This is a genomic window from Mycobacterium sp. 1245852.3 (assembly GCF_001669335.1).
Taxonomy (GTDB): Bacteria; Actinomycetota; Actinomycetes; order Mycobacteriales; family Mycobacteriaceae; genus Mycobacterium; species Mycobacterium europaeum_A.
This window is the reverse complement of the sequence record NZ_LZLL01000390.1, coordinates 1-7,798: the sequence shown is the minus strand read 5'-3', so window position 1 is coordinate 7,798 and position 7,798 is coordinate 1. Positions and strand designations below refer to the sequence as shown.

The 7,798-nt window shown below is 67.8% G+C and carries 8 protein-coding genes; 7 read left to right on the top strand and 1 reads right to left on the bottom strand.

Annotation, left to right across the window (positions count from 1 at the left end):
* A partial coding sequence (locus tag A9W96_RS17695; RefSeq protein ID WP_067141672.1) for a CaiB/BaiF CoA-transferase family protein occupies nt 1-1,095 on the bottom strand: 1,095 nt, incomplete at its 3' end.
* A 281-nt stretch (nt 1,096-1,376) separates the two neighbouring features.
* Here A9W96_RS17695 and A9W96_RS17690 point away from each other — a divergent pair.
* The 7 genes from A9W96_RS17690 to A9W96_RS17660 all read left to right on the top strand — a co-directional run.
* On the top strand, nt 1,377-2,240 hold the full coding sequence (locus A9W96_RS17690) for a mycofactocin-coupled SDR family oxidoreductase (RefSeq protein ID WP_066880699.1): 864 nt from the start codon (nt 1,377-1,379) through the stop codon (nt 2,238-2,240).
* A gap of 43 nt (nt 2,241-2,283) precedes the next feature.
* On the top strand, nt 2,284-3,264 hold the full coding sequence (locus A9W96_RS17685; RefSeq protein WP_066880697.1) for a thiamine pyrophosphate-dependent dehydrogenase E1 component subunit alpha: 981 nt from the start codon (nt 2,284-2,286) through the stop codon (nt 3,262-3,264).
* 3 nt (nt 3,265-3,267) lie between these two features.
* On the top strand, nt 3,268-4,266 hold the full coding sequence (locus tag A9W96_RS17680; RefSeq protein WP_067141670.1) for an alpha-ketoacid dehydrogenase subunit beta: 999 nt from the start codon (nt 3,268-3,270) through the stop codon (nt 4,264-4,266).
* Nucleotides 4,259-4,495 (top strand): biotin/lipoyl-containing protein, encoded by a 237-nt coding sequence (locus A9W96_RS17675; protein WP_066880693.1) that lies wholly within the window; start codon nt 4,259-4,261, stop codon nt 4,493-4,495. The genes A9W96_RS17680 and A9W96_RS17675 overlap by 8 nt, the downstream gene beginning before the upstream one ends.
* Nucleotides 4,496-4,514: 19 nt before the next feature.
* Entirely contained in the window at nt 4,515-5,387 is an 873-nt protein-coding gene (locus A9W96_RS17670) for an enoyl-CoA hydratase-related protein (RefSeq protein WP_066861372.1), read from the top strand.
* 7 nt (nt 5,388-5,394) lie between these two features.
* A complete protein-coding gene (locus tag A9W96_RS17665; RefSeq protein WP_067141667.1) occupies nt 5,395-6,924 on the top strand; it encodes an acyl-CoA synthetase in 1,530 nt (509 codons plus the stop codon).
* Between the two features lie 76 nt (nt 6,925-7,000).
* Nucleotides 7,001-7,798: aromatic ring-hydroxylating dioxygenase subunit alpha (locus A9W96_RS17660; RefSeq protein WP_231999720.1), on the top strand; the 798-nt coding region annotated here is incomplete at its 3' end.

The following is a 7,798-nucleotide window of genomic DNA, read 5'->3' as shown; positions in this document are numbered from 1 at the left end:
GGCCGCGACGATTCGGTACTTCTCCCCGTGGTCGTCGACGTTCGTCACCACATAGCCGTTGGGTTCGACCTGCGGGTCGTTGAGGGTTTCCCGCGGAGTCGCCAGCGCACCCCACACGCCGGGTTCGTCCGCGAGCACCGCCTGCCAGTGCGCGAGGTCATGGCCGGCAAACGTATTCGCCAGCAGCTCGGTCGCGGCGGCCGCATTGGCGATCAGGTTGGCCGACGGCACGAATCGGTCATCGTCGGCCAGTTCCGCCAGCCCGATGCGCCGGCAGAAGCCCGCCCAGAATTTGTCCGGCTGCAAGAACACCAGCTGGATCCACCTGCCGTCTTTCGTCTTGTACCGGTTGACCAACGGGTTGATGGCCAGGCCGGGCGGCGCACCGGGGATCCCGTCGATGTCGAAGAAGTCGGCCGCGCAGATGGATGGCGCTATCGACCACATCGCCTGCGCCAGCAGCGAAGAGTCGACGATCGTCGGTTCGCCCGTACGTTCCCGGTGGAACAGCGCGGCGCAGACGCCGCCGGCCAGCGTCGCCCCGCCCTGCAGGTCACCGAAGCCGGGCCCCTGGACCGCCGGCGTCTCGCTGCCGAAGGGTGTCAGCGTGTAGGCGACCCCGCCGCGCGCCAGATAGGTTGCGGCGTCGAAGCCGCCGCGGTCGCGATCGGGGCCGCGGACGCCCAGGCCGGTGCCGCGCGCGATGATGATGTTCGGGTTGAACGAGCGGACGTCCTCGACGGTCAGCCGGGCCCGTTCGAGCGCGCCGGGCAACCAATTGGTCAAGAACACATCGGCACTGGCCAATAGCCGGCCGAACAACTCGCGACCCGTTTCCGATTTGACGTCGATGGCGATGCTGCGCTTGCCGCGGTTGCCCAGTTCGAGAATGAAGTCGGCATCCGGACGGGCCGCTTGCCGGGTGAACCCGCCGACCACCAGCGCCCGTCCGGGGTCACCGGAGGCGACGCCTTCGACCTTGATGACGTCGGCACCCCAGTCCGCCAGCGCGGCCCCGGCCGAGGGCACATAGGTCCAGGACGCCAGCTCGACGACCCGCACCCCGTGCAGGACGCCGCCGTGCACGTCAGACATCGCCAACCCCCTCGTCGCGGCTATTCCTTGCTATTTTAGATATTCTAGCTAGTCTTGGTCGTAGTGATAGCCCATCTGCAGGTCAGCGCGGGTTTTCGGGGAAGAGATGCGATGCAGCCGACCGAAGGTCTCGTTGCGACGCCCGCCGCGGTGACCGCGCGCCGTCCCACGGCGCGGGCGGGTGAGCGGTCGCAAGGTTCCCGCTTCAGCTTCAGTGATGTCGACGAACGGCGTTGGGCGCCAACGCGGGTCGTGGTGTAGACACGGACGAAGGACGGGCGATGGGCAGGGTGACGGGCAAGGTGGCCGTGATCAGCGGGGCCGCGCGCGGGCAGGGCCGTTCACACGCGCGGATGCTGGCCGCCGAAGGTGCGGACGTCATCGCCGTGGACATCTGCGCCGACATCGACACCAACGAGTATCCCCTGGCGCGCCCCGAGGACCTGGATGAGACGGCGCGGCTGGTGGAAAAGGAGGGGCAGCGCGCGTACACCGCGGTCGCCGACGTCCGCGACCGTGTCGCGCTGTCGGCGGCCATCGACGCGGGCGTCGCCGAACTCGGGCACCTCGACGTCGTGGTGGCCAACGCCGGCATCTGCCCCCTGACCGCGGGGCTGCCCCCGAAGGCGTTCGCCGACGCGGTGGACGTGGACCTGGTCGGCGTGCTCAACCTGGTGCACGCCAGCCTCAAACACCTGCAGGCGGGCGCGTCGATCGTCGTCATCGGTTCCAACGCGGCCTTCATGTCGTCCCTGAACACCACCGGCATCGACGGCGGTCCAGGCGGAGCGGGCTACGCCTTCGCGAAACTGGCCGCCGCGCACTATGTCAACGACTTCGCCCTGGCGCTGGCGCCGTTTTCCATCCGGATGAACGCGGTGCACCCGACCAACGTCAACACCGACATGTTGCACAGCCCGCCGATGTACCGCGCCTTCCGCCCCGACCTGAAGGAGCCGACCCGCGAGGACGCCGAACCGATCTTCCCGTTCGTGCAGGCGATGCCCATCCCCTACGTCGAACCCGAGGACATCAGCGAGGCGGTGCTGTTCCTCGCGTCCGACGCCGCCCGCTATGTCACCGGACAGCAACTGCGCGTGGACGGCGGCGGCTTCCTCAAGGTCAAGCCATGGTCGGGCGCGTGACGGCGGTGGCACCGATCATCGTGCACCGCAACGGGGTTCGGCGATGACCGACAACTCCGAGATCCAGCGACGCCTCTACGAACTCATGGTGCTGATGAAGGCGGCCGACGACCGGCTGTCCAAGGGGATCGGCACCGGCGAGTTCATGTGCGTGTACTGGCCCTCCCGTGGGCAGGAGGCGATCGCCGCCGCGATGGGTGTCGCGCTGCGGCCCGACGATCAGCTGGTGACCACCTACCGTGGGTTGCACGATCTCATCGGCAAGGGAGTGCCGCTCGAGGAGATCTACGGCGAGATGATGGGCCGCACCGTCGGCGCCAGCCGGGGTAAGGGCGGCACCATGCACATCGCCAAACCCGAAGTGGGCGTGATGCTTTCGACCGGCATCGTCGGCGCCGGGCCGCCGGTGGCCGTGGGACTGGCGATGGCCGCCAAACGGAAGGGACTAGACCGTGTCACGGTGGTCAGCTTCGGCGACGGCGCCACCAACACCGGCTCCTTCCACGAAGCCGCCAACATGGCCGCGCTGTGGGACCTGCCCGTGGTCTTTGTGTGCCAGAACAACCAGTACGCCGAGATGACCCCGACCGGCGACACCATGAAGCTCGAGCGGGTGGCCGATCGGGCCGCCGGATACGGGATGCCGGGGGCGCGCGTCGACGGCAACGACCCGCTGGCGGTGCAGGCCGCGCTCGAGGACGCGCTGCAGCGGGCGCGCAGCGGCGGCGGGCCGACCCTCATCGAATGTGTGACGTTCCGCTTCCGCGGCCACTATTTCGGCGACCGCATGCCCTACATCCCCGCCGAGCAACTCGAAGCGGCCATGGCCGCCGATCCGGTGCCCCGGTTCCGCTGCCACCTCGCCGAGACGGGCGCCTGCCGCGACGACGAGCTGGACCGCATCGACAGCGAGGCGGTGGCGGCGGTGGAAGCCGCGCTGCGCACCGTCCTGGCCGCGGACGCGGCATCGATCGACGAGCTCGACCGCGACGTCTATGCGGCGGCCATCGGGTTTCCGGTGTAGGACATGGCCGATCAGGAGATGACGATGCGCGAGGCCCTCAACCTCGCGCTGGATCAGGCGCTCGAGGCCGACGAGCGGGTGTTCCTGCTCGGCGAGGACATCGCCGATCCCGGTGCGTCCGGTCCCACCGCGGGGTTGTCGACCAAATACGGTCACGAACGCGTGCTGGACACACCGATCTCGGAGGCCGCCATCCTGGGCGCGGCCATCGGCGCGGCCATCGACGGGCTGCTGCCGGTCGCGGAGATCATGATCATGGACTTCATCGGTATCGCCGCCGACCAACTGATCAACAACGCCGCCAAACTGCGGTTCATGACCGCCGGGCGCACGTCGGCGCCCATCACCGTGCGCACCCAGGTATACGCCGGACTGGCCACCGGTGCGACGCATTCGCAGAGCCTGGAGGCCTGGTTCATGCACGTCCCCGGGATGAAGGTGATCGTGCCGTCCACCCCGCGCGACGGCAAAGGCCTGTTGACGACGGCGATCTTCGACCCCGACCCCTGCCTGTTCGTCGAAACAATCCGGCTGCAGAGCAAGAAGGGGTACGTGCCCGTCGATCCCGGCTTCTCGATCCCGCTGGGCCAGGCCGATATCAAGCGGCCCGGCACCGACGTGAGCCTGATCGGCTACGGACGCTGCGTGCACGACGCGCTTGCCGCGGCAGCCACCCTGGCCGAGCGGGGTGTCGATGCCGAAGTCGTCGATCTGCGCACCCTGGTGCCGCTTGACGTCGGGACCATCGTCGAATCCGTCCGGCGCACCCGCCGGGCCGTCATCGTGCACGACGCCGTCCAATTCGCCGGTCCCGGAGCCGAAATCGCCGCGATCCTGTCGACCGAGTTGTTCGGCGAACTCGCCGCACCCATCGAGCGGGTCGCCGCGCGATTCGTGCCCAACCCGGCCGCCGCCGCGCTCGAGGCACAGGTGTATCCGTCGCCGGCGCGCATCGTCGCAGCGGCGCAGCGCACCTGTCAGAAGGCGAAGGTGCATGGCTGACTTCATCATTCGCATCCCCCGGGTATCGGTGGCGGTGTCCGAGGCCGAACTCACCGGCCTGCTGGTCGACGCCGGCGAACACGTCGAGGAGGGCACGCCGATCTATGTGGTCGCCACCGAGAAGGTGGAACAGGAAATCGAAGCGGGGGCATCCGGCACCGTGCGCTGGACGGGTCAGGTCGGGACCACCTACGACATCGGCGCCGAAATCGGCGTCATCACGTCCTAACGAGGAAAGGTAGAGCCCGATGGATCTCAACGAGACCCGCGAGAGAATCATCTACGAAAAGGACGGCCCGATCGCCCGCGTCACGTTGAACTGGCCGGAGAAGGCCAACGCCCAGGACCAGAAGCTGGCCGAAGAGGTCGACGCCGCGCTGGCCGACGCCGACCGCGACTACGACATCAAGGTGCTGGTGCTCAAAGCCAACGGCAAGGGCTTCTGCTCCGGGCACGCCATCGGCAACAACGCCGTCGACTACCCGTCGTTCGTCGAGAACGCCATGGTGACCGGCCACCCGTGGAAGGCGCAGTCGGACCTGTTCGTCAAGCCGACGTTGAACCTGTGGGAGTTCTCCAAGCCCACCATCGCGCAGGTGCACGGCTACTGCGTGGGCGGCGGCACGCACCTGGGCCTGACCACCGACATCGTCATCGCCTCCGAGGACGCCTACTTCTCCTACCCGCCGCTGCAGGGCTTCGGCATGCCGTCGGGTGAATGTTCCATCGAGCCTTGGGTGTTCATGAACTGGCGCCGCGCCGCCTACTACCTGTTCACCGCGGAGGTGATCGACGCCCGGAAGGCGCTGGAGGTCGGCCTGGTCAACGAGGTGGTCAAGCGGGAGGACCTCGACGACCGCGTCGACGCGATCGCGCGCCACATCGCCCAGGCGCCGTTGACGACCCTGATGCTCACCAAGGCCAACCTCAAACGCGCATGGGAACTGATGGGCATGCGGGTGCACTGGCAGAGCTCCAACGACCTCGTCGCGCTGGCCTCCATCAGCAAGGACGTGCAACAGCTGATCCAGACCGTGTTCAAGGACAAGGTGCTGCCCTCCGAGCACGCCCGCCGCCAGGCCGCGGCCGCCGCCCAGACCGACGGCGCCGCAACAACTTAGGCCCCTGGTGAACATCGCCGACCACGCGATCGCCGCCGCAGCGTCGCCGGCCCTGATCAGCGACGGCGGTACGATCTCGTTCGGCGAACTGCATGCCCGCAGCAAGCGGGTGGCCGCCGCGTTGCACGGGGCGGGGTTGCGACGCGGCGATGGCGTGGCGCTGGTGCTGCCCAACCGGCCGGAGTTTCTTGAGATCACCTGGGGCGCTCAGCTTTCCGGCCTCTACTACACCGCGGTGAACACCCATTTCCTGCCCGACGAGGTCAGCTATGTCATCGACGATTCGGACGCCAAGGCGGTGTTCGTCGATGCCGCGATGCCCGAACTGGCCGCGCACATCGGTGCCGCCCATGCCGCGGTGGTCGCCCGCTTTTCGGTCGGTGGCGCGCTGCCGGGCTGGCAGTCCTACGACGACGCGCTGGCGACGGCCGGCGAGGCCCCACCGGTGTCGGACGGGTCAGAGATGCTGTATTCGTCCGGGACCACCGGGCGGCCCAAGGCGGTGCGGCGACCGCTTCCCGCCGACGGCAACGGATCCTGGGCGCAGTCGGTGCTCGAGCTCGCGCTCATTCACAAATACGGAATGGACGCCTCGAGCGTGTACCTGTCCCCCGCGCCGCTGTATCACGCGGCCGGCGTCAACTACACCATGGCGGCCAACCGGGTGGGCGCCGCGACCGTCCTCATGCCCAAATTCGACGCCGAGGCGGTATTGCGCCTGATCGAGACCCACCGGGTGACCCACGCGCAGTTCGTCCCGACCATGTTCGTGCGCATGCTCAAGTTGCCCGAAGCCGTCCGGCGGCGCTACGACGTGTCGAGCCTGCGGTGCGTCATCCACGCGGCGGCACCGTGCCCGGTCGATGTGAAGCACCGGATGATGGACTGGTTCGGCCCGATCATCCACGAATACTACGGCGGCACAGAGGGTTTCGCGGGCACGACGATCGGGCCACGGGAGTGGCTCGACCATCCCGGTTCGGTGGGCATTCCGATGGCCCCGGTGCACGTGGTCGGCGAGGACGGGCGGGAGCTTCCCGTCGGCCAATCCGGTGAACTCTATTTCGAGGGTGGACCGGACTTCGAATACTTCAAGGACCCCGCCAAGACCGCATCGGTGTCCAACGACCGCGGCTGGCGATCGCTCGGCGACATGGGCTATGTCGACGCCGACGGGTACCTGTACCTCACCGACCGCTCGACGTTCATGATCGTCTCCGGCGGGGTCAACATCTACCCGCAAGAGGTCGAGAATCTGCTCGTCATGCATCCGAAGCTGGTGGACGCGGCGGTGTTCGGGATCCCCAATGACGAATTCGGCGAAGAGGTCAAGGCCGTCGTGCAACCGGCCGACGGTGTCCTTCCCGGGCCGGAGCTGGAGGCAGAACTCATCGAATACTGCCGGATCCGCCTGGCCGGGTACAAGTGCCCCCGCACCGTCGAGTTCGACGTCCTGCCGCGCGACCCGAACGGCAAGCTCTACAAGAGACGCATCCGCGACCGCTATTGGCAAGGGCGGGTGTCGCGGATCTTGTGATGTGACAAGGGATGACGAGATGGCTATAGGAATGGGCAACGAGATTTCCGACCCGCACACCCCCCGCGGGTCGGCGGTGAATTGGACGCCGCTACCGGTGCCGTGGGCGGTCCAGGCCGCCGATCGAATCCCCAAGCAGCGCTACTTCGATCCGGAGTTCTACGCGCTGGAGGCGCAGCTGTTCTGGCCCCGGGTGTGGCAGATGGCCTGCCGGCTCGAGGAGATCCCGAAACCCGGCGACTACGTGGAGTACGAGATCCTCGATGACTCGATCATCGTGGTGCGCGTCGACCAGGACACCGTGCGCGCCTACCACAACGCCTGCCGGCATCGCGGCGTGAAGCTGGTGGAAGGCAACGGCAACCGGCGCACGTTCGTCTGCCCCTTCCACGGCTGGTGTTGGGGCATCGACGGGCGCAACACCTTCGTGCTGCGCCCCGAAGCGTTCGCCGAAGAGAACCTGCGTCCCGACGACCTGGAACTCGTCGCGGTGCGCTGCGAGCTCTGGGGTGGCTGCGCGTGGATCAACCTCGACGACGACGCACCGGCACTGCGCGACTGGATGGAACCGTTCGCCTCGATCTACGACGCGTGGCGGGTGGAGTCGCTGCGGGTGGAGTGGTGGCAATCGTGCCGGCTGCCGGTGAATTGGAAACTCGCGACCGCGGCGTTCATGGAGGGCTACCACGTCCCGCAGACCCATCCGCAGCTGCTGCCGTCGGCGCAGACCGGACAGCCCTGCGCGGCAGTGCATCCCGTCGTCGCGAGCAGCCTGTATTTCATGCGCACGCTCGGCGCCGGCATGGGTGGCATGACGCACGAGAACGACATTCGCATCGCCGAAGGACTGCAGCACATCGAGTTGCCGGCCGAC

Excerpts from the sequence above, each read along its gene's own strand:
- A9W96_RS17670 (WP_066861372.1), top strand. The coding sequence starts at position 4,515 with ATGGATCTCAACGAGACCCGCGAGAGAATCATCTACGAAAAGGACGGC.
- A9W96_RS17680 (WP_067141670.1), top strand. The coding sequence starts at position 3,268 with ATGGCCGATCAGGAGATGACGATGCGCGAGGCCCTCAACCTCGCGCTG.
- A9W96_RS17685 (WP_066880697.1), top strand. The coding sequence starts at position 2,284 with ATGACCGACAACTCCGAGATCCAGCGACGCCTCTACGAACTCATGGTG.
- A9W96_RS17690 (WP_066880699.1), top strand. The coding sequence starts at position 1,377 with ATGGGCAGGGTGACGGGCAAGGTGGCCGTGATCAGCGGGGCCGCGCGC.
- A9W96_RS17675 (WP_066880693.1), top strand. The coding sequence starts at position 4,259 with ATGGCTGACTTCATCATTCGCATCCCCCGGGTATCGGTGGCGGTGTCC.